The sequence below is a fragment of the Ruegeria meonggei genome (genome assembly GCF_900172215.1).
GTDB classification, from domain to species: Bacteria; Pseudomonadota; Alphaproteobacteria; order Rhodobacterales; family Rhodobacteraceae; genus Ruegeria; species Ruegeria meonggei.
On record NZ_FWFP01000002.1, the window covers coordinates 46,998 to 69,027 of the forward strand.

General features: G+C 58.8%; 21 protein-coding genes. 8 read left to right on the forward strand and 13 right to left on the reverse strand.

Going from position 1 to position 22,030, the window contains the following annotated elements:
- Positions 1-60 precede the first annotated feature (60 nt).
- Entirely contained in the window at positions 61-666 is a 606-nt protein-coding gene (locus tag RUM8411_RS02935; RefSeq protein ID WP_085821572.1) for an OmpW/AlkL family protein, read from the forward strand.
- 53 nt (positions 667-719) lie between these two features.
- On the opposite strand, the gene RUM8411_RS02940 is transcribed toward RUM8411_RS02935, so the two are convergent.
- The 4 genes from RUM8411_RS02940 to RUM8411_RS02955 all read right to left on the reverse strand — a co-directional run bounded on the left by RUM8411_RS02940 (position 720) and on the right by RUM8411_RS02955 (position 4,725).
- Entirely contained in the window at positions 720-1,883 is a 1,164-nt protein-coding gene (locus RUM8411_RS02940; RefSeq protein WP_085821156.1) for an isovaleryl-CoA dehydrogenase, read from the reverse strand.
- Positions 1,884-1,971: 88 nt separating this feature from the next.
- A complete protein-coding gene (locus RUM8411_RS02945) occupies positions 1,972-2,694 on the reverse strand; it encodes an EF-hand domain-containing protein (RefSeq protein WP_159453847.1) in 723 nt (240 codons plus the stop codon).
- 120 nt (positions 2,695-2,814) lie between these two features.
- On the reverse strand, positions 2,815-4,014 hold the full coding sequence (locus RUM8411_RS02950) for a DegT/DnrJ/EryC1/StrS family aminotransferase (protein WP_085821158.1): 1,200 nt from the start codon (positions 4,012-4,014) through the stop codon (positions 2,815-2,817).
- Between the two features lie 39 nt (positions 4,015-4,053).
- On the reverse strand, positions 4,054-4,725 hold the full coding sequence (locus tag RUM8411_RS02955) for an HAD-IA family hydrolase (protein ID WP_085821159.1): 672 nt from the start codon (positions 4,723-4,725) through the stop codon (positions 4,054-4,056).
- 133 nt (positions 4,726-4,858) lie between these two features.
- Here RUM8411_RS02955 and glmU point away from each other — a divergent pair, with 133 nt between their 5' ends.
- The 4 genes from glmU to RUM8411_RS02975 are packed head-to-tail and all read left to right on the forward strand — an operon-like array spanning position 4,859 to position 9,275.
- Positions 4,859-6,211, forward strand: a complete 1,353-nt coding sequence (gene glmU, locus RUM8411_RS02960; protein WP_085821160.1) for a bifunctional UDP-N-acetylglucosamine diphosphorylase/glucosamine-1-phosphate N-acetyltransferase GlmU — start codon at positions 4,859-4,861, stop codon at positions 6,209-6,211.
- A gap of 5 nt (positions 6,212-6,216) precedes the next feature.
- Positions 6,217-8,040: a glutamine--fructose-6-phosphate transaminase (isomerizing) gene (gene glmS / locus RUM8411_RS02965; protein ID WP_085821161.1), complete on the forward strand. Its 1,824-nt coding sequence runs from the start codon at positions 6,217-6,219 to the stop codon at positions 8,038-8,040.
- 3 nt (positions 8,041-8,043) lie between these two features.
- A complete protein-coding gene (locus RUM8411_RS02970; protein WP_085821162.1) occupies positions 8,044-8,589 on the forward strand; it encodes a pyridoxamine 5'-phosphate oxidase family protein in 546 nt (181 codons plus the stop codon).
- On the forward strand, positions 8,586-9,275 hold the full coding sequence (locus tag RUM8411_RS02975) for a DNA alkylation repair protein (RefSeq protein WP_085821163.1): 690 nt from the start codon (positions 8,586-8,588) through the stop codon (positions 9,273-9,275). The genes RUM8411_RS02970 and RUM8411_RS02975 overlap by 4 nt, the downstream gene beginning before the upstream one ends.
- Here the strand turns inward: RUM8411_RS02975 and RUM8411_RS02980 are convergent.
- Positions 9,263-9,691, reverse strand: coding sequence for a hypothetical protein (locus RUM8411_RS02980; protein WP_085821164.1), 429 nt, complete (start codon positions 9,689-9,691; stop codon positions 9,263-9,265). The genes RUM8411_RS02975 and RUM8411_RS02980 overlap by 13 nt on opposite strands.
- 90 nt (positions 9,692-9,781) lie before the next feature.
- On the opposite strand from RUM8411_RS02980, the gene moaA reads away from it, so the two are divergent.
- The gene (gene moaA, locus RUM8411_RS02985) at positions 9,782-10,789 is read left to right on the forward strand and encodes a GTP 3',8-cyclase MoaA (RefSeq protein WP_085821165.1); all 1,008 of its coding nucleotides are present in this window, start codon (positions 9,782-9,784) and stop codon (positions 10,787-10,789) included.
- Position 10,790: 1 nt separating this feature from the next.
- Positions 10,791-12,113 carry a 3-deoxy-D-manno-octulosonic acid transferase gene (locus tag RUM8411_RS02990; protein ID WP_085821166.1) on the forward strand — a complete coding sequence of 441 codons (1,323 nt, stop codon included), beginning with the start codon at positions 10,791-10,793 and terminating at the stop codon, positions 12,111-12,113.
- 42 nt (positions 12,114-12,155) lie between these two features.
- Here RUM8411_RS02990 and RUM8411_RS02995 read toward each other — a convergent pair whose 3' ends face one another.
- The 7 genes from RUM8411_RS02995 to RUM8411_RS03025 form a co-directional block, all read right to left on the reverse strand.
- Positions 12,156-13,319 (reverse strand): M20 aminoacylase family protein, encoded by a 1,164-nt coding sequence (locus RUM8411_RS02995; RefSeq protein WP_085821167.1) that lies wholly within the window; start codon positions 13,317-13,319, stop codon positions 12,156-12,158.
- 48 nt (positions 13,320-13,367) lie between these two features.
- Positions 13,368-14,510: an MFS transporter gene (locus RUM8411_RS03000; RefSeq protein WP_085821168.1), complete on the reverse strand. Its 1,143-nt coding sequence runs from the start codon at positions 14,508-14,510 to the stop codon at positions 13,368-13,370.
- Positions 14,511-14,579: 69 nt separating this feature from the next.
- A complete protein-coding gene (locus RUM8411_RS03005) occupies positions 14,580-15,857 on the reverse strand; it encodes a DUF3422 family protein (protein WP_085821169.1) in 1,278 nt (425 codons plus the stop codon).
- A gap of 108 nt (positions 15,858-15,965) precedes the next feature.
- Positions 15,966-16,322 carry a VOC family protein gene (locus RUM8411_RS03010; RefSeq protein ID WP_085821170.1) on the reverse strand — a complete coding sequence of 119 codons (357 nt, stop codon included), beginning with the start codon at positions 16,320-16,322 and terminating at the stop codon, positions 15,966-15,968.
- An 85-nt stretch (positions 16,323-16,407) separates the two neighbouring features.
- A complete protein-coding gene (locus tag RUM8411_RS03015) occupies positions 16,408-17,859 on the reverse strand; it encodes an NAD(P)(+) transhydrogenase (Re/Si-specific) subunit beta (protein ID WP_085821171.1) in 1,452 nt (483 codons plus the stop codon).
- 13 nt (positions 17,860-17,872) lie between these two features.
- On the reverse strand, positions 17,873-19,444 hold the full coding sequence (locus RUM8411_RS03020; RefSeq protein WP_085821172.1) for a Re/Si-specific NAD(P)(+) transhydrogenase subunit alpha: 1,572 nt from the start codon (positions 19,442-19,444) through the stop codon (positions 17,873-17,875).
- 129 nt (positions 19,445-19,573) lie between these two features.
- Complete coding sequence (locus tag RUM8411_RS03025; RefSeq protein ID WP_085821173.1) at positions 19,574-20,023, reverse strand: methyltransferase family protein; 450 nt, start codon at positions 20,021-20,023, stop codon at positions 19,574-19,576.
- Between the two features lie 192 nt (positions 20,024-20,215).
- On the opposite strand from RUM8411_RS03025, the gene kynU reads away from it, so the two are divergent.
- Positions 20,216-21,409 (forward strand): kynureninase, encoded by a 1,194-nt coding sequence (kynU, locus tag RUM8411_RS03030; RefSeq protein ID WP_085821174.1) that lies wholly within the window; start codon positions 20,216-20,218, stop codon positions 21,407-21,409.
- Here kynU and RUM8411_RS03035 read toward each other — a convergent pair.
- Positions 21,402-21,980 carry a TetR/AcrR family transcriptional regulator gene (locus tag RUM8411_RS03035; protein ID WP_085821175.1) on the reverse strand — a complete coding sequence of 193 codons (579 nt, stop codon included), beginning with the start codon at positions 21,978-21,980 and terminating at the stop codon, positions 21,402-21,404. The genes kynU and RUM8411_RS03035 overlap by 8 nt on opposite strands.
- Positions 21,981-22,030: the final 50 nt, after the last annotated feature.

Consider the following 22,030-nt stretch of genomic DNA (forward strand, 5'->3'; position numbering starts at 1 on the left):
AGAGTAGGCGCGGCCTGCGCCCTGCAAAACACCCTCATCAACAAATTCAAAGGCCGTAAAATGACCAATAAACTCGCCACTTTGGCTCTTTCGACCGCGCTTGTCGCGCTTGCCGCACCCGCTTTCGCCCAAAATCAAGGAGACTGGACCGTCGGTGTCGGTGTTGGCTACCTGGACCCGAAATCCGACAACGGAACCCTGGCCGGGCTGGACGCCGACGTAGACGCGGACACCCGCCCGATCTTTACCGCCGAATACTTTGTCCGGGACAATCTGGGCATCGAATTGCTGGCAGCCACCCCGTTCAGCCACGAAGTCACCTTGGGGGGCAGCATCGACGCAGGCACCGTCAAGCACCTGCCGCCCACCTTGTCGCTGAACTATCACTTCCCCACCAACTCGGTCTGGAAGCCTTATGTCGGCGCAGGCATCAACTACACCATCTTCTTTGACGAGAAATCGGCCCTGGGTGATCTCGAACTCGACAACTCGGTCGGTCTCGCGCTGCAGGCCGGTCTGGATTATATGGTCACCGATAAAGGCGCTGTGCGTTTGAACGTACGCTGGTTCGACATCGACTCGGACGTCAAACTGAACGGCGCCGATATCGGCACCGCTGAAATCGATCCTTGGCTGGTCGGCGTGTCTTACGTTCACCGCTTCTGATCCTTTCACGCAACGCCCCGCTGTCTCCCTCGTCAGCGGGGCGTTTTCTTTACTCAGAGCATTTCGTTCATCAGTTCCCGCCCGATCAGCATCCGGCGGATTTCGCTGGTGCCGGCGCCAATCTCCATCAGCTTGGCGTCGCGGAATATCCGGCTGACTGCCGAATCCGCCAGAAACCCGGCCCCGCCCATTGCCTGAACCGCCTGATGCGCCTGTGTCATCGCCTGTTCCGAGGCATACAGACAGCACGCCGCCGCATCCTGCCGCGTCACATCCCCACGGTCACAGGCTTTGGCAACCTCATAGACATACGCCCGGGCCGAGTTCATCGCGGTATACATGTCGGCAATTTTGCCCTGCATCAGCTGGAAGCTACCGATGGGTTTGCCAAACTGCTTACGTTCGGCCAGATAAGGCATGATCTCATCCAGACACGCAGCGATGATGCCGGTTCCGATCCCGGCCAGAACCACGCGTTCGTAATCCAACCCGGACATTAGAACCGCAACGCCCTGCCCCTCTTCACCAAGCACATTTTCAAACGGCACCTCGACATCTTCGAAAATCAGCTCAGCCGTGTTTGACCCGCGCATCCCCAGCTTGTCGAAATGGGGTGAGGTGGAAAAGCCCGTCATCTCTTTTTCGATCAGGAATGCAGTGATCCCTTTTGAGCCCGCATCTGGATCGGTTTTGGCATAAACAACCAGCGTATCCGCATCCGGGCCGTTGGTGATCCAGTATTTGCTGCCATTCAGCCGGTAATGATCGTTGCGCTTTTCGGCGCGCAACTTCATCGACACGACATCGGACCCGGCCGAGGCCTCGGACATTGCCAGCGCGCCCACATGTTCACCTGAAACCAGGCGCGGCAGGTATTTCGCACGCTGTTCGTCACTGCCGTTCAGCTTGATCTGGTTGACGCACAGATTCGAATGCGCCCCGTAGGACAGCGAGACCGAGGCCGAGGCGCGCGCCACTTCCTCGACCGCAACGGTATGAGCCAGGTAAGACATCCCCGCGCCGCCGTATTCTTCCGGCACGGTGATGCCAAGCAGGCCCAGTTCACCCATCTCTGCCCATAATTCATTGGGAAAAGCATTGGTCTTGTCGATCTCGGCCGCCATCGGCTTGACCCGCTCTTGCGCCCATCGATGGACCATATTGCGCAGTTCATTGACGTCATCGCCGAGATCAAAAGTCATGGTTGCCTGGAACATATCTTCTTCCTCTGCGCCATAGGGAGCTAATTGAACACTTGTTCATTAATAGCGGCGAGAGTGATATCTGTCCAGTCGGAATGCGGACCTAGTGGTTGACGAATTCTCCCAGGCTGATCCTGCCGTCCCCATCTGTATCCAGTTGCTCCAGAATCTCCGGTGAGCGGGCAGCGCTATGCATACCAATGGCTGCCCTGCATTCGGCACTGACTTTCGCCTCGTCTTCGCGAAAGCCGAACTCCAATTCAGCCAGACTTACAAACCCATCATTGTTTATGTCCGCTGATGTAAAATCGTCGGCTCTAAAGCGTTCGTTTGCGGCGACAACTTCGGGCAAGGTAATCCGGCCGTCCTTGTCAGCGTCTGAAAACCCAATCGCTTCCTCTGCCATCTCTTCCGGCGACATCGACCATACGCGCGCAAGCTCGCTTCCGTCGCAGTCGGGGGGCAAGTTCACTTCGGCGGCTTGCCGCGACATATACTGCATCATTTCAATGCGATCGACAAACCCGTCGCCATTTGCGTCCTTCGCACGGAAGTTGCCTGCAAAATCAGTCTTGGCCTGCGCCCCGGACAGGGAAACGGCAGCCAGTAAAGCGACGGTGAGCGCCACCGGCGACGCAGTGATTGAAATCTTCTTCAAGGTTGAGACCTCCTTCATTTTGGAATGAGGCACGCCATCTTCGGCGATCAGTCTGCGCAACGCTGCACTCATGGTTTCCCCACGGGCTGCGACCCGTGCGGAAAACGCATTTTTTTCCGACAGGCTAAGCCTGACTTCGAGGGATTCTGATTTCTTTTCTTTACGCATAGCTTCGCAACGTTTTTGATGATGTGCCCTGCCCATAACGCAAGAGCGTCGCAAAAATGCTAGCAGTGCAGCGCCCGGACGCGAGTGTTTTCGTGTCCGGACACGCCTTTTGGGGCGAAATCAGGACGTCGCCTGGTTGTGAATGCGCGTCACTTCATCCCGGATGATCCGGGCAATCAATTCGCAGTCTTCCAGCGAGAATGTCAAAGGCACGCGCATGTCCATGATTCCCGCCAGTACCCGGTCGCTGTTCGGCATTCGCGTGCTATCGGCATAGCGCCAACTGTCATAGCGCGAGGTAAATCCAGTGGGTTCAGCACCGCCGAACCACTTCAGTTCCACACCGCGCGCGGCGCATCGCTCAATGACCTCAGCGATGGTATCTGTCGACCAGTCCAGCAACAGGAACTGAATCGAAGACCCGACATAGGTTTCGGCTTCGGGCCGTTCCACAATCGTCAAACCGGGGGTATCGCACAGACCCTGTTCGATCCGCTCATACCTTTCGTTCCAGCGCTGCACCTGGTGATCCAGATCGCGCAATTGCGGGCGCAGGATCGCCGCGCGCAGGTTGTCCATCCGCCCCGAGACATTGGGCGTGGTGTATTTTATCCGCTCAAAAACCTCTGGCCCAGGGGCTGCCAGATGACGTTCATACAGCATGTACGAGCCGGAAAGCATCGTCGCCTTGGCTGCAAGCTCTTCGTCATCGGTGATCAGCAGGCCACCTTCACCTGAATTTACATGTTTGTAGGTCTGGCAGGAGTAGCACCCAACAGCCCCCTGACGGCCCGACAATTGGCCGCGCCAGGCCGCACCCATGGTATGGGCGCAATCCTCGATCACAGTCACACCCGCGGCGTCGCACATCCGCATCAGCCGATCCATGTCGCACAGATGTCCACGCATATGGCTGAGCATCAGAACACGCGCCTGGTCCAGCTTGGCTTGCAGATCGTCCAGATCAATTGTCAGGCCTGCTGTTACCCCAACAAAAACCGGCCGCGCGCCAACTGAGGCGATCGACCCCGGCACCGGGGCCAGTGTGAAAGCGTTGGTCAGAACCGGATCACCGGGCTGCACCCCTACCGCCCGCAATGCGGTCGCCATCGCGTAACCGCCCGAAGCCACAGCCAAACAGTACTTTGCACCCATCCGGGCCGCGAATTCCTGTTCCAGCAGCGCAGTCTCGCCCAATTCACCAGGTGCGACGTTATAGCGATGCAAGCGCCCGTGGCGCATCACGGCCAGCGCGGCCTCGATCGCCTCATCTGGGATGGGTTCCTGTTGGGTGAAACTGCCAGTGAATATCTCGTTCATGGGTTTGTTTTGGTACCGTCCGCGTTACGCGTCAAGAGATCACGCCGCCGCACCGATCAAGTCAGCCACCAGATCAGGCAGATCGTCGAAGTGATGCAACAGCGCTTCGGGCTCCAAAGCGGCCATGTCGTCACCGGATGGACCAAACGTAACCAGCACCGACGGCACACCCGCCGCGCGGGCCGTATTTCGGTCGGTATCGGAATCGCCGATCAGTACACACAGGTCCGGGTGCCCGCCTGCCCGCCGCGCGGCCTCACGCAGGGGTTCCGGGTCGGGCTTTCGCACCGGCAAAGTGTCAGCCCCGACCAATGAGGCAAACTGATCGCGCACCCCCATCTGGCTCAGCAGTTGATCGGCGAGCGCCTCGGGTTTGTTGGTGCAGATGCCCACGCCGTACCCCGACGTTTTCAAATACTCGACCGCCTGAAGCGCACCGGGATAGAATTGTGTATGCGTGTCGATGGCTTTCGAATACGCCTCAAGCAGCATTGGATAATAGCTCAGGACGGTTTGTTCATCGTACTCCCCGACCCGATTCAACCCGTGGCTCAGCATCATCCGGCCACCGCGCAGCGCAATCCCTGCATCCTGCCCATGGACCAGCACATCGCCGTGCCCCATATGGCGAAAACAGTGGTTGGCGGCCTCAAGCAAATCACCCGATGTATCGGCCAAAGTTCCGTCCAGATCGAAGATAACTGTGCGCATTTTGCCTCTCGCCTCGGCGGGTTCCCGCCATCAGATGTTGCAAACGGCAATCTTGTTTGATGCCCGAACCGCTTGCGCCTTTGCCCTCAGCGGATAAAACGGACGGCAACAAAACAAAAGAGAAATCGTTTTCATGAGTACTGCTCTTGTCATCCTTGCCGCCGGCAAAGGCACCAGGATGAATTCGGACATCCCCAAAGTCCTCCATCCTATCGCCCAGGCCCCCATGCTGGTTCACGCCATGCGGGCTGGCGCTGTCCTTTCGCCCGAACGCACCGTGATCGTCACCGGGCATGGGTCAGAGGCCGTTGCAAAGGCCGCCGCTGACGAAGACGAGACAGCGCAGATCGCGATTCAGGAAGAGCAGTTGGGAACAGCCCACGCCGTCGGTCAGGCGCGGGACGCTTTGGATGGGTTTTCCGGCGACGTGGTGGTGCTGTACGGAGATACACCGTTCCTTCAGCCTGACACGCTTGAACGGATGATCACCGCGCGGGCAGAAAACGATCTGGTCATCCTGGGGTTCGAGGCCGCAGATCCCGCCCGCTATGGTCGCCTGATGATGGATGGCGAGACGCTGGAGCGGATTGTGGAATTCAAGGACGCCTCGGATGAAGAGCGCGCAATAACTTTTTGTAATTCTGGTCTTTTGGCCTGTGATGCACAGACGTTGTTTATGTTGATTGACGCGGTTGGAAACAACAACGCGTCACGGGAATACTATTTGACAGACGTCGTCGAAATTGCCCGCAATCGGGGGCTGCAGGTCACAGCGGTCGCCTGTGATGAGGAACAGACACTGGGCGTAAACTCACGCGCGGATCTGGCCGTTGCGGATGCGGTTTTTCAGGCCCGCGCCAGGACAGAACTGCTGGAATTGGGTGTCACCCTGATGGCGCCCGAAACCGTTTATCTGGCGGCTGACACGATCATCGGCCGCGATACGGTGATTGAACCCAACGTGGTCTTTGGCGCCGGCGTCACCGTTGAAAGCGGCGCGACGATCCGGGCGTTTTCGCATCTTGAGGGTTGCCATGTCAGCCGCGGTGCCGTCGTCGGCCCCTATGCCCGCCTGCGCCCCGGTGCAGAGCTGGCCGAAAACACCCGCGTCGGCAATTTCGTTGAAATCAAGAATGCCGAGATTGCCGAAGGCGCAAAGGTCAACCACCTCAGCTATATTGGCGATGCCTCGGTGGGTGCTGCCTCGAACATCGGTGCGGGCACGATCACCTGCAACTATGATGGCGTGATGAAACACCGCACCACGATTGGCGAGAATGTGTTTGTCGGATCGAACACCATGCTGGTGGCCCCGATCACGCTGGGGGATGGTGCGATGACGGCGACCGGAACGGTGGTGACGCGAGATGTCGAGCCGGACGCGCTGGCCGTGGCACGTGCCAAGCAGGACAACAAATTGGGCTATGCCCGCAAACTGTTTGATATGTTGAAGGCGAAGAAGGCTCGCCGCGACAAAGGAGCCTGAGACGGATGTGTGGAATTGTAGGTGTATTGGGACAGCACGAAGCTGCCCCGATTTTGGTCGAGGCGCTAAAGCGTCTGGAATACCGTGGTTATGACAGCGCGGGCATAGCCACGGTCAACGATGGGACGCTGGGGCGCAGGCGGGCGGTGGGCAAGCTGGTCAATCTCAGCGACCTGCTGGTGCACGACCCTCTGCGCGGCAAGTCCGGTATCGGTCACACCCGATGGGCCACCCACGGGGCACCGTCGGTTGGCAATGCGCACCCGCACAAGGCCGGGCCGGTCGCTGTTGTCCATAACGGTATTGTCGAAAACTACCGTGAACTGCGTGCTGAACTGGCGGATCACGGGATCGGGTTCGAAACAGAAACTGACACGGAAACCGTCGCCCTGATGGCCGAACATCTGCTGAAATCCGGGCTGTCCCCGGTTGAGGCGGCGTACCAGACCATCGATCGGCTGCAAGGTGCCTTTGCACTGGCATTCTTGTTTGACGGGCAGGACGATCTCATCGTTGCTGCGCGCAAAGGCTCTCCGCTGGCTATCGGGCATGGAGACGGAGAGATGTTCGTTGGCTCGGACGCCATCGCGCTGGCACCGTTGACCGACCGGATCACCTATCTGGAGGAAGGCGACCGGGCCGTACTGACCCGAACCTCGCTGGAAATCCGCACCGAGGCGGGTGAGCTTGCAAATCGCGAAATCCGAAAGATCAAACTGGACCACGCGCGCACCGACAAGGCTGGTCACAAGCATTTCATGGCCAAAGAGATCGCCGAACAGCCCGTCGTTGTGGCCGAGGCGATCCGCTCGTATCTGCCCACGGGCGGGGACCGAGTGGTTCTGCCTGACACGGATCTTGATTTCACCAAGCTGGATCGGTTGACCATGGTCGCCTGTGGTACGGCGTTCTATGCTTGCCTGACCGCCAAATACTGGTTCGAACAACTGGCCAAGATGCCGGTTGAGGTCGATATCGCCAGCGAATTCCGGTATCGTGAGCCGCCTATCAGCGACCGAACGGCCGCACTGTTTGTCAGCCAGTCCGGCGAAACCGCCGACACGCTGGCGGCGCTGCGCTATTGCGAGGGCAAGGCGGACAAGATCGTCTCGGTGATCAATGTTCCCGAAAGCTCGATCGCGCGGGAAAGTGATATTGCTCTGCCGATCCATGCCGGTGTTGAAATCGGCGTGGCCTCGACCAAGGCCTTTACCTGCCAACTGAGCGTGTTGTTGATGCTGGCGCTGAAAGCCGCGGCTGACCGGGGCACGCTAACGGACGAGGAACTGGCCGATCACACCGCCGCGCTGCGGGGCCTGCCCACAGTGCTCAACGCAGCGCTGGATCAGGACCGCGCCATCAGGAAATCCGCCCAACGTCTGTCCGAAGCGCGCGACGTCCTGTTTCTGGGACGTGGGTTGATGTACCCGCTAGCCATGGAAGGCGCGCTGAAGCTAAAGGAAATCAGCTATATCCACGCCGAAGGTTACGCGTCGGGTGAACTGAAACACGGACCCATTGCGCTGATCGATAAGCATATGCCGGTGGTCGTAATGGCCCCACGCGACGCGGTCTTCGACAAGACCGTTTCGAACATGCAAGAGGTGATGGCCCGCAAGGGCAAGGTTATCCTTGTCTCGGACGACGACGGTATTGCCGAAGCCGAAGACGGGGTCTGGAGCACCATCCGAATGCCCCATGTGCACACCAGCCTCGCCCCAATCCTGTATTCGGTTCCTGCCCAACTGCTGGCCTATCATACAGCCGTCGCCAAAGGCACCGACGTGGACCAACCCCGCAATCTGGCGAAATCTGTAACAGTGGAGTGAGACATGGCCAAGCGATTCCTGGAACTGGACGATGCCCAGCGCAAGTTCATCGAAGAACAGCACATGTTCTTTGTCGGCACAGCCGGAACCGAGGGACGGGTCAACATCTCACCCAAGGGGATGGATTCGCTGCGGGTTCTGGGGCCGAACCGAATTGCCTGGATGAACCTGACCGGCAGCGGTAACGAAACCGCCGGGCACCTGCTCGAGGTTAACCGCATGACGCTGATGTGGTGTTCGTTCACAACTCGCCCGCTGATTCTGCGCACCTACGGCACCGCGCGCACGGTGCATGTGGGGGATGAAGGCTGGGATGAACTGGCCGCGCTGTTCCCGACCCACCGCAGCGCACGGCAGATCTATGATCTAGAGATCGATCTGGTTCAGACCTCCTGCGGCTACGCAGTGCCGTTCATGGAATACCAGTCCGAGCGTGACACGATGCAGAAATGGGTAGATGGCAAGTCGGACGACCAAATTCAGGCCTATTGGACCGATAGGAACCACCAGACGATCGACGGCAAACCGACGCGCGCGTTGAATCAATGACGCCAGGCGCTTATCTGGACCAGATCAAGGCCCATGCCAATCCCGAGCGTGCCGAACAGATGGCTGCCTATCACAAGGTCGACAGGGCGCATCTGGGTGTATCAAACCCCATCCTGAACGACCTGACCAAATCGTGGCGGCAGGAATTGGATGTCCCGGCCCGTGTGAACTTGGCAGACGCCCTTTGGCAGACAAATATTCACGAGGGGCGTCTGGCCGCAGCCAAACTGCTGACGCAGGCGCGTATCCGGCCAGATGACGCCGTTTGGAATCTGCTGCAAAGCTGGCTGCCCGATTTTGACGCCTGGGCCGTGGCCGATCACGCCTGTATGGCGATGCAGAAACGCCTGTCAGCTGATCCGGCCCGGCTGGATCAGGTCGAAGCCTGGACCCAATCCGACCATATGTGGACCCGGCGCGCCGCGCTAGTGGCGACTTTGCCCTGGACCAAACAGAACCATCCCAAACCGGATGATCTGATCCACCGCGACCGTGTCCTCGGCTGGGCAGCAGGATATGTGCCCGACCGTGACTGGTTTATTCAAAAGGCCATAGCCTGGTGGCTGCGCGAGCTGTCCAAACATGACGCGGCCCGCGTGATTGCCTTTCTAGAGAAGCATGGCGAGGCGATGAAGCCATTTGCCCGGCGCGAAGCGGGCAAATACCTCAAAGATCAGTTGGCATAGACCTCAAGTTCGACCAATTCATCAAACGGCAGCAACAGTGCCCGCATCGCATCCAGTGACAGGCGACTGCCTCCGCTTTCCGGCCCTGATACAGGTACCAAGGCGATATAAGCCTGCGCACCGGTCCGCGGCACGACAACCCGCCCGGTGAATTCGGTGTCAACCAGCGGTGTTTCCATCCATCGGCCCGGCGTTGTCGGGTCGCCCAGCCCTGCGATAGTGGTTTTTGCCCCCACCCATCCAGCTGCTGTCGCCGCGACAGGCTCGGGGTCCGTTGTTTCGTCAACCGCGGCTTCGACAGCGGCCGGTTCTGTCCCGGCGGCTGCTTTGTCGCCGCCAAAAACCCGATCCGTCGTAGACCGAATGGTGGCGCACCCGGCGACCAGAACACAAAAGGCTAATAGTACATATCTCATATCGCCAATCTACCGCCCTGTGCGTATCTGTACCAGCGCAAAGGAAAGTTCTCCCTTGTCGCAGGCAGATGTCAGCTTTACCTATGTCACATGACAGCTCCTCTCATCGACCCGTTCGCACGTTCCATCACCTATCTCCGCGTCTCCGTCACGGACCGCTGCGATTTCCGCTGTGTCTACTGCATGTCCGAGGACATGAAGTTTCTGCCCAAGAAAGACCTGCTGACGTTGGAGGAGTTGGACCGCATGTGCACCGCCTTCGTGCATATGGGCGTGGAAAAGCTGCGCATCACCGGGGGCGAACCTCTGGTGCGTCGCAATATCATGTCTTTTTTCAACGCGATGACCCGGCACCTGGACAGCGGCGCCTTGAAGGAACTCACGCTGACAACCAACGGCTCGCAACTGCACCGCTTTGCGGACGATCTCTATGCGGCGGGCGTGCGCCGGGTGAATGTATCACTGGACACGCTGGATGAGGACAAGTTCAGCCAAATCACCCGCTGGGGCCGTCTGAAACAAGTGCTCAACGGCATTGACGCCGCACAAAAAGCCGGTCTGCGGGTCAAGATCAACGCCGTAGCGCTGAAAGACTTCAACGAACCGGAACTGCCTCAAATCACTCAATGGTGTGCCGAACGTGATATGGACCTGACCTGGATCGAGGTTATGCCCATGGGCGACATCGGCAACGAAGATCGGTTGGATCAGTACTGGTCGCTCAAGGACGTGCGCAAAGAATACGAAAACCACTACACCGTGACCGATCTGGCCGAACGCACCGGCGGTCCGGCCCGCTATGTGCGGCTTGAGGAAACCAACCAAAAGATCGGCTTCATTACACCGCTGTCACATAACTTCTGTGAAAGCTGCAATCGCGTGCGTCTGACCTGCACCGGTGAGCTGTATATGTGCCTCGGACAAGAGGACATGGCCGACCTGCGCGGCGCGCTGCGCGATCACCCCGATACCGAGCAACCGCTCGAAGATGCCATCCGCGCCGCGATCAACCTGAAACCCAAAGGGCATGATTTCGATTACTCGCGCCAATCGGTAGACGGCAAGATGAGCCGCCACATGAGCCATACAGGCGGCTGACATGCCCCAGCGCGCTGGCCGGCCAACCCTGCTGTACCATCTGTATTGCGGCCTGACATCTGTGGCTGAGCCACTGGCCTGGCGTACGGTCCGAAACAAGCTGCAGGCCGCAGGCGTTCCCGAGACACGGCAACAAGAACGGCTGGGTCATGCCAGCGAGCCGCGCCCTCGGGGCCAGTTAATCTGGTTTCACGCCGCCAGCGTGGGCGAGACCCTATCTGTCATCAGCCTGATAAAGCGTCTGGGTCAGCGCCTGCCACAGGCAGAGTTCCTGATCACCTCCGGCACCCCTACGTCCGCTGCGTTGATCGAAAAACGCATGCCGCCCCGCACCCGGCATCAATATCCCCCCCTGGATACGGCTGGCCCGGTACAGCGTTTTCTGGACCATTGGCGCCCAGATGCAGGTATCTTCGTCGAAAGCGAAATCTGGCCCCGCCTGATCGTCGAAAGTGGCTCGCGAGGTATCCCGCTGGCGCTCCTCAATGCCCGACTATCTGACAAATCCGTCGCAGGCTGGAAAAAGCGCCCCCAAACAGCGCGGTTCATTTTGGATCGGTTTCGTCTGTTCCTGACCCAGAATGACAAAACGGCTGAGAACCTGATCGACATGGGCGCCCCTGCTGACCGCGTGTATCCCGGCACAAACCTCAAAGCCATGTCCGACCCGCTGCCGGTGGACCAAACCGCCCTGTCAGACATCCGCGCGCAGATCGCAGATCGTCCGATCTGGATCGCCAGCTCCACCCACGCAGGCGAAGAAGAAACCGTTCTGGCCGCCCAGGCCCAGCTTTTGAAACGCTGGCCCAACCTGCTGCTGCTGCTGATCCCGCGCCACCCCGAACGCCGGGGCGAGGTCGCCGCGCTGGTAGACAAGGCCGGGCAAACCGCTGTTTTCCGCTCTGCCGACGCGACCATCACAGCCGAAATACAAATCTACGTGGCCGATACGCTGGGCGAGACCGGGACCTGGTACGCGCTCTGCCCTATCGTGTTTTTGGGCGGCTCACTTAAGGACATCGGCGGCCACAACCCCTTTGAGCCCGCACAGGCAGGTGCTGCCGTGATCACCGGCCCAGGTTACTTCAACTTTGCGGAAACATTTGCCCCGCTGATCGAATGCGGCGGCGCAATTGAGGTCGCATCCACACCGGACCTGACCAATACAGTCACCTCCTGGCTGTCTGACCCCACCGCATTGGACGCCGCCCGCTCAGCGGCCAAATCCTGCGTGAACACCCAAAAAACGGCACTGGATGCGGTTGTCGAAACGCTGTGCACCCAACTCAGCCTACAGGACGCGGATCCAGCTTCATCTGGCTAAAAGTATCCCGGGGGTGCGGGGGCAGAGCCCCCGCGAGGCCCATCAAGCTGCCGGCATCCGCTGTTCAACGATCCCGGCCCACCAGCTGCACCCGGCCGGAATGGCCTCATCGTTGAAATTGTACTCGGGATGATGCACCGCCGCGGTATCGCCATTGCCCACAAGGATGTAAGCACCCGGTCTCTCCTCAAGCATAAAGGCAAAATCCTCGCCCCCCATGATCAAGGGGGCTTCGTCGCACGCTCCGGACACCGACCGCGCAACATCTGCCGCAAAATCGGTCTGCACATCGCTGTTCACCATTACCGGATAGCCCCGATAATAAGTCACATCGACAGCCCCACCAAAGGTCGCGGCAACACCGTTGCAGATTTCCCCGATCCGCGTTTCGGCCAGATTGCGCATCTCCTTGCTCATCGTGCGCACAGTACCTTTGAGCTTGACCGACTGCGGGATCACGTTGAACGCAGTGGATGAGGTTTCAAACGACGTGACCGAAACCACCACCTTATCAACCGGGTCAGCATTGCGCGCGGCGATGGTCTGCAACGCCATGACCGCCTGCGCTGCCATGACGGTGGTATCAACTGTTTCATGCGGCTTGGCCGCGTGACCGCCCTTGCCTTCAAACGTGATGTCAAACTGGTCCGTGGCGGCAAAAAACGCACCCGGACGAATGGCGAAACTGCCCACCGGGCAGCCAGGCCAGTTGTGCATTCCGTAGACTTCCTGAATGCCCCACCGATCCATCATGCCGTCTTCGCACATCTCACGACCACCGCCGCCGCCTTCTTCGGCGGGCTGGAAGATCACCACAACTGTTCCGTCAAAGTTACGGGTCTCTGAGAGGTATTTGGTCGCCCCCAGCAACATCGCGGTGTGCCCGTCATGACCACAGGCATGCATCGCCCCATCCGTTTTTGAGGCATAGTCCAAACCCGTCGCTTCGTGAATCGGAAGCGCGTCCATATCCGCCCGCAAGCCGATCACCTTGCCGCCGGTATCAACCTTGCCTTTGATAACGCCCACAACTCCGGTGCGGCCAATCCCGGTCACCACCTCATCACAGCCAAATTCCTTCAACTTATCAGCGACCAGAGCACTTGTGCGATGTGTCTCAAACAGAATCTCAGGGTTTTCGTGAATATCGCGCCGCCATTGAGTGATTTCGCCCTGCAACTCTGCGAAGCGGTTCTTGATCGGCATGGTCTTCTCCCAGTTTTATATGTGCTCTGCATTCAGGCCGTCACATGTTCAGTCAGTGTGCACGGGCCGCAGCGCACCGGACAATAGAATGATCAGGATGGCCAACGGCAACAATGCCATGAATGCCAGCCGTAATGTAAGCATTTCAGCCAGAAACCCAATAAGCGGCGGGCCAATCAACAAACCGCCATAGCCCAGCGTTGCCACGCTGGCGATGGCTTGCCCGGGCGGCACATGCGGATCGTTGGCAGCCCGACTAAAGGCCAAAGGCATGATTACGGCATAGCCAACGCCCATCAACGCAAAACCAGCCAGCGCCAAACCTGCTGCATCTGTGGATACAACACCGAACACGCCCAACGCCGCACACACCCCCCCAAATCGGGCCGTTGAGACCGGACCGAACCGGGCAATCACAAAGCCTCCGGCCAGCCTGAAGGTGACCATTGTCACCGAGAACACCGCGTATCCAAGGGCAGCAACGCTTTCGGTCGCGCCTGTTACATCCCTGAGGAAAATGGCGCTCCAATCCGCCACCGCCCCTTCGCCCAGCGCCCCGCACAATGCTGCGAACCCCACCAGGATCAGCGCCCCAGAGGGCAGAGCAAAAACCGCGCCGCCAGACGAAGCCGCGCGGCGCGATGTCCAGCGCACCCAGGACAAGGCCAACGCGAGCGCCACCACGACCCCTCCGGTCAATAGGAAATGCTGCATCACCGTCAGACCCATCTGCACCGCGCCATACCCGCTAAGCGCGCCCAACCCTGCGCCCAGGCTCCACATCGCGTGGAATGAGGACATTACGGGTTTGTCGTAGGTCTGCTCGACCTCGGCAGCCCAGGCGTTCATGGCCACATCCATTGACCCGTGGAACGCCCCGAATACAAACAGAAACCCAGCCAGCGCCCAGAACCCGTCTGCAACGGCCAGCAGGATCAGGGAGAGTGTGTAAAGAACCGCTATGATCCGTGTGATCCTCACCGCCCCGAACCGGTCAGTCAGCCGCCCTGTTACCGGAAAGGAACACACCGCCCCGGCAGCCATGAACAGCAGGCCAAAACCAAGGGCTTCGTGCGTCAGGTCCAACCGATCGCGCACAGCCGGAATACGAGACGCCCAGATGCCAAACAGCGCGCCGTTCAGGATGAACATGGCAGCAACGGCCCGCCACGCGGCCACGATTCCGATCACTGGAAGCCCTTCACAAAATGCGTCAAACCAGTCCGTTCTACAGGGTAAGGATGGTTTGGCAACTGCGGTTTATTCCAACCGTTTGCGGATTTGGCGGATCGCGATCCACACCATTAGCACCACCGGAATTGTCACCGCAGCCGTCAGCATCCCTTTGCTGATCCCCGCCTTGGTCAGCGGATACAGCAGATAGCTGACCAATGAGACGGCATAGTAACTGATGGCAACCACCGACAACCCCTCGACCGTGTGCTGCAGGCGCAGGGCCATATCGGCGCGGCGGTCCATGCTTTCCAACAGCGCCTGATTTTGCGCGCTGCGTTCAACATCCACCCGAGTCCTTAGCAACTCACCCGCCCGGATGGCCCGGTCCGACAAGGCTTGCAGACGATATTCAGTGGACTTCACGGTGCGGATCGCCGGGTCATAGCGGCGCATCATGAAATCGGCAAAGCTTTGGCGCCCCTCAAATCTCTCTTCGCGCAAAACTTCGATCCGCTGGTTCACTATAGCTTCATAAGCGCCCGTTGCCCCAAAGCGAAACGAACACCGGGCCGAGAGCGTCTCAAGTTCAGTCGAGATAGACAACAGATCAGGCAGCAAAGCGTCAGGATTGGCTGCATTATCGGTCATCTGCCCCATCAATTCGGTCAGCTTGCCGTCCAACTCTCCGATACGCGGGGTCAGCTGTTTAACGCGAGCAAAGCCCAGCATGGACATTGCTTTGTAGGTCTCAATCTCACACAGACGCTGAATGATCCGCCCTATCCTGCGTTGCCCGGTGCCTTTTGCCACGAACATCGCAAACCGCATATGCCCAGCCGGATCAATGCGGAAATCGCTGGCACATACGGCGGCGTCGTCCAGCACCCGGGCCACGGCAAGGCTTTCGGGCTCAAACCAGTTGGCCAGAGAGGATTTGACCGTATCGTCTTGCCCGCGCGTGACCACGCGCATCATCACAGAGGTCACCCGTTGACCCGGGCTTGCCATCAGCCAGTCCGGCGGGAAGACTTCAAAATCGGCCGGGTTGAAGGGCCGGTCACTGACGTTCGGTGTAATTGCGGTATAGGTCACAAACTCGGTATGTTGCTCCCATTTCAGCCAATGGCGCCCGATCTGCCCGGCATAATGGGTTGCCTGAGGCTGCGGGTGCTGTGCCCCGTGCCGGTCCAGCAGGTCGATCAGATGGGCCAGATCCTCATCCCGATCCCGCGCCACGGCGGCAACCGGTTTCTTGATCGCCAGAAAGACCACGGTGCAAGGCGTCGACGCCACAGGGAACGGCCGCGCGTGCAACTCATTGGCCAGTGCGTAGCGCAGCGGGTGATCATCAATTGGGGTCATTCAAGGGCTCCGGTTCGTTCCGGGCACTATACGACACCTCGCCGCTACATCAATTCTCTTTTTATTTCATATACTTACAAGGATACAACGGTATACAAATCCGCTATCTCATTGATTTGGCTGCCACAGCTCGATCGGATTGCCCTCGGGGTCATGAATGCGGGCGAATTTGCCGACCTCACTATCCCACTCGGCCCGGGTTTCGACAGATATCCCCGCGGCTTTCAGCTGGGCGATCATGACCGTCAGGTCGTCTACCCTGAAATTGATCATCCACTGCTGCTCGGACCGCCCGAAATACTCGGTGTCCTGCGCAAAGGGAGCAAAGACCGTGTATCCTTCGCGTTGTTTCCAGGGCGCCGGGTCATAGTAATTAACACCCAGGTGTTCTTCGTACCAAGCGCTCAGCGCCTTTGGATCGTGGGCGCGAAAGAACACGCCACCTATGCCGTTGACCTTTTCCATGAGGCACCTCCTGCACCGCAGACTACACCAAAATGAAAAAAGGCGCCCGGTCGGGGCGCCTTTGTCTTTTCTAAGCCTGCGGAAATCAGTCGATCATCGGCAGCAGCTTGTCCAACGACTGTTTGGCGTCGCCATAGAACATGCGGGTGTTTTCCTTGAAGAACAGCGGGTTTTCGATGCCCGAATAGCCGGTGCCCTGACCACGCTTGGATACAAACACCTGCTTGGCCTTCCAGCATTCCAGAACCGGCATGCCGGCGATAGGGCTGTTGGGATCTTCCTGCGCCGCAGGGTTCACGATGTCGTTGGAGCCGATCACGATGGCCACATCCGTATCCGGGAAGTCGTCGTTGATCTCATCCATTTCCAGAACGATGTCATAGGGCACTTTGGCTTCCGCCAGCAGCACGTTCATGTGCCCCGGCAGACGACCGGCAACGGGGTGGATCGCAAAGCGTACGTTCTTGCCCTGCGCGCGCAGCTTGCGCACCAGTTCGGAAACCGATTGCTGCGCCTGCGCCACCGCCATGCCATAGCCCGGAATGATGACCACGCTGTCTGCGTCGTTCAGGGCTGCGGCAACGCCTTCAGCTTCGATGGCAATCTGCTCGCCTTCAACGGCCATCTGCTCACCTTGCGGGCCGCCAAAGCCACCCAGGATCACGCTGACAAAATGGCGGTTCATCGCCTTACACATGATGTAGGACAGGATCGCACCGGACGAGCCCACAAGCGCACCGACCACAATCAACAGGTCGTTGCCGAGGCTGAAACCGATCGCCGCCGCCGCCCAGCCGGAATAGCTGTTCAGCATCGACACAACCACCGGCATGTCAGCGCCGCCGATGCCCATGATCAGGTGATAACCGATGAACAGCGCCGCCAGCGTCATCAGGATCAGCGGGAAGAGACCGCCCGAAGCGGTGTACCAGATCAGACAGATCACCGAGAGAGCCGCAGCAGCCGCATTCAGTGCATGGCCGCCCGGCAGCTTTGTCGCCACCGACGTCACCTTACCTGCCAGCTTGCCATAGGCCACAACCGAACCGGTAAAGGTGATCGCACCAATGAAGATACCCAGGAACAATTCAACATGCAGGATGCCCAGTTCCGCCGGGGTTTTCTTTGCGATCAGTTTCGCAAACGCACCCAGGTTGGACAGATCCGCATCCTTCGCCGAGTCCACGATGGCAAAAACCTGTGCCACATTCTGGATTTCGAAATGCGCGTTGAAGCCCACAAACACAGCTGCCAGACCAACCAACGAGTGCATCGCAGCCACAAGCTGCGGCATCTCGGTCATCTGGACACGTTGCGCCACGTATTGGCCGATAAAGCCACCGCCTGCAATCAGCAGCAGCGACAGCAGCCACAGACCGGAACCGGGGCCAACCAGCGTCGCAAAAACCGCCAGCGCCATACCAACAATACCGTACCAGACCGCGCGCTTGGCGCTTTCCTGGTTCGACAGACCGCCCAGAGACAGGATAAAGAGAACAGCTGCAACAACATAAGCAGCAGTAGTAAAGCCTTGCATCTATCCGGCCTCCTTAAGATTTCTGGAACATGGCAAGCATGCGCCGGGTGACGAGGAAGCCACCGAAAATGTTGATCCCAGCCATAAAGACCGACAACGCCGCCAACAGAATGACCAGGAACGAACCCGACCCGATCTGCATCAAGGCCCCAACGATGATGATCGAAGAGATCGCGTTGGTGATCGCCATCAATGGTGTGTGCAGGCTGTGCGCGACGCCCCAGATCACCTGGAAACCGACGAAAATGGCCAGCACGAAGACGATGAAGTGCTGCATGAAACTGGCCGGAGCGATCAGCCCCACCAGCAGCAGCAACGCGCCACCGACACCCAGCAGGGTGAACTGCTGTTTCGTCTGCGCCTTGAAGGCCGCAACCTCCTGCGCGCGCTTTTCTTCCGGCGTCAGCTCTTTGACTTCGGGTTTTTTCTGCGCCGCAATCGCCTGAATCTTTGGTGGCGGTGGTGGGAAGGTGATCTCACCCTCAAAGGTCACGGTGGACCCGCGGATGACGTCATCTTCCATGTCATGATTGATCTGACCGTCCTTTTCAGGCGTCAGGTCAGTCATCATATGACGAATGTTGGTGGCATAAAGCGACGAGGATTGCGCCGCCATCCGGCTGGGGAAATCGGTATAGCCGATGATGGTCACGCCGTTGGCGGTCACGACCTTCTCATCCGCAACGGTCAGCTTGCAGTTGCCGCCCTTTTCCGCCGCCAGGTCGACAATGACCGAGCCCGGTTTCATCGCTTCGACCATGTCCTTGGTCCAAAGCTCGGGCGCTTCGCGGTTGGGGATCAGCGCCGTAGTGATGACGATGTCTACTTCAGGGGCCAGTTCGCGGAACTTGGCCAGTTGGGCTTCGCGGAATTCATCGGACTGCACGCTGGCATAGCCACCGGTCGCGGCACCGTCTTGGCTGTCATCTTCGAAATCCAGGTAAACGAACTCTGCGCCCATCGACTCGACCTGTTCGGCCACTTCGGGACGCACATCAAAGGCAAGGGTGATCGCACCCAACGAGGTCGACGTGCCGATGGCCGCCAAACCGGCCACACCAGCGCCGACGATCAGGACCTTCGCTGGCGGTACTTTACCCGCCGCCGTTACCTGACCAGTGAAAAAGCGACCAAAGTTGTTGCCCGCCTCGATCACTGCGCGATAGCCCGCGATGTTGGCCATCGAGGACAGTGCGTCCATCTTCTGCGCACGGGAAATCCGCGGCACCATCTCCATGGCGATCACATTGGCGCCTTTGGATTTGGCCAGCTCCATGCCTTCTTCGTTACCGGCTGGATTAAAGAAGGAAATCAGCGTCTTACCTTTGGTCAGGCGTTTCAGTTCAGCCTCGGTAGGCTGGCGAACCTTGGCGACGATATCAGCCGCCTTCCACAACGCGGCCGCCGTCTTGACCACCTCAACGCCCGCCGCCTCATACGTCGCATCCGAAAAGCCCGCGGCCAAACCCGCGCCTTTCTCAATCAGACACTCATACCCAAGCTTCTGCAGTTGCAACGCAGACTCCGGCGTCATCGCAACGCGATCCTCGCCCGATATCGTTTCCTTTGGTGTGCCTAGCTTCACCGGCGTTCCCCCTAATTTTCAATCTGACCGATCAGGTGGTCGGTATAGTTCATCAAGCTTTCATGTACCCTGCGCAATATTATTTCGCAAGCGCAGCATTCGTAACGTTATGTCACGACACACGCGGCGTCACACCCAGCGTCGGGTTTGCCGTTCGTATCGGGCGAAATCCGCGCGGAATGTCCGGCGCAGTCGGTTTTCTTCAGGCACAATAAAGCGGCGCTCTAACACCCACACAAAGATGGGAACCAAAACCAGCGACAAAACCGCGTCGAACCGAAGGATCAGACCCGCCAAAATCAAAACGTCACCCACATAGATCGGATTGCGGCTGCGTTTGAAAATCCCGCTCTGGATCAGGGCCGAAGGCGTTTGGTGCGGGATCACCGTTGTCTTGTGGCGGCGAAACTCTGCCACTGCCAAAACCGCCAGGATCACGCCGCCGCCGATCAATACTCCGCTGAGCAAGTCCGTGAAACCTCCATCCAGCGACAGACCCAGTGAAAAGTACCGCTCCTGCGCCCAGGCCAACACGGCAAATCCCAACAACCAGACCGGAGGAAGATCAATCTTTTTCATGGCCGGGTGCCTTTTGGTTCATCAGTAAACTTGCCGATGATCTATCGTTTCCTGCCCAAAATGGCAAAACACCAGATAGTCGCAGCGCTGGCGTGCCTCGGATGCCCAGCACAGGGCAAAACATGGACACAAACGGATGGATCAGGTAGCCCTTGGATCTAATTCACATCCAGACCAATTCGCAGGACCACTATGACCGACTTTGCCGCGACAAAAGCCATGTTCGATTTACCCAAGGACGTCATTTATCTTGACGGCAACTCACTTGGCCCCTTGCCCCATGCGGCCAGCGGCCGTGTCAGTGACATGATGACCCGGGAATGGGGCCAGATGCTGATCACCGGGTGGAACAAGGCAGGTTGGATGGCTATGCCGACCAAATTGGGGGATCGGATCGGTCATCTGATTGGCGCGGAACCGGGCAGCGTGGTAACCGGCGATACCCTGTCGATCAAGGTCTATCAGGCGGTCGCGTCAGCGCTGGAGTTGCGTCCCGACCGCAAGGTTGTTCTGTCGGATAGTGGCAACTTTCCCACCGATCTTTATATGGTCGAAGGGCTGCTGCGGTCCCTTGGCCCAGAATATGAATTGCGCGTCGTGGCCCCCGATGAGGTCCCTGGAAGTATCACCGAAGATGTGGCTGTCCTGATGCTGACCGAGGTTGATTACCGCAGCGGACGTCTGCACGATATGAAGGCTCTGACCGAACTGGCGCACGCAAACGGTACGATCACTGTCTGGGATCTGGCCCATTCTGCCGGGGCAATTCCTGTGGACCTGTCTGGCTGCAGCGCCGATTTTGCCGTTGGATGTACGTACAAGTATCTCAACGGAGGCCCTGGCGCGCCGGCTTTTGTCTACGTAGCGCCGCGCCTGGCTGAACGTGTGCGTCCCGCGTTGTCTGGATGGCTGGGGCACGAGGCGCCCTTTGCCTTCGATCTGGACTATCGCCCCGGCGACGGCATCGAAAGAATGCGGGTTGGAACGCCGCCTGTGATCCAGATGACCGCGCTGTCCGCAGCGATGGATGTCTGGGATATGGCTGATATCCAGGACGTGCGCGCCAAATCCATCGAACTGACCGAGTTATTCATTGAACGGGTCGAGGCGGCCTGCCCCGGGCTGGAACTGGCCAGCCCGCGTGATCCCGAACAGCGCGGCAGCCAGGTTTCGTTCCGGTTTGCTGATGGGTACGCCGCCATGCAGGCCTTGATTGCACACGGTGTGGTCGGCGATTTCCGCGCGCCTGATATCATGCGGTTCGGCTTTACGCCGCTGTATATCGACGCGCAGGATGTCGAGCATGCGGTTTCAATTCTGGCCGATATCATGACGAACCGGTTGTGGGACACGCCCGAATTCAAAGTCCGCCAGCGCGTTACCTAGCCTCAAGCCCCGCACCAATCAGCGCAGCCAATTGTGCGGCGCGGACCTCAAAGTCCTGCCCGCCAGAGGCGGTCAGCTTGATCCCTTTCAGCGCGACGGTGATGGTTTTTGCGGTTTCGTGCGGATCGCCAACCAACCTGACCCGCCCGTTGGTCTGTTCCTTGGAAAGCCAATTGGCATAGAGGTCGGTCAACGCCCCCTCGCCCGCCTCGACAATCTCGGTGGCCATGGACTTGGTGGTATCCAACATCTCAAGCCCGTGCGGAGAGGCCAGAATCTCGGCGATGCCTTCGGATTGCGCATGAACGGCCTTCGCTACGGTCTCGGGCACTGATCCCGGGCCTTCCAGTGCCTGCGCGACGGCCAGGGCTTTTTCCTCGTAATACAGCTGGGTCAGCTTTCGAACGATCGCTTCTTTGTTCTTGTAGTGCAGATAGACGGCCGGCCGCGACATCCCCGCGCCACGCGCAATATCATCCATCGATGTTTTTCTAAAACCGTATGCGGCAAAGGCCTGAAAGGCTGACGATAATATCGCTTTTTGCCTCGGGTCATCATTCAAATCACTCATACCGCAGCTTTGACATTTTTTGTTTATTTTGTCAATTGACAATATGACAC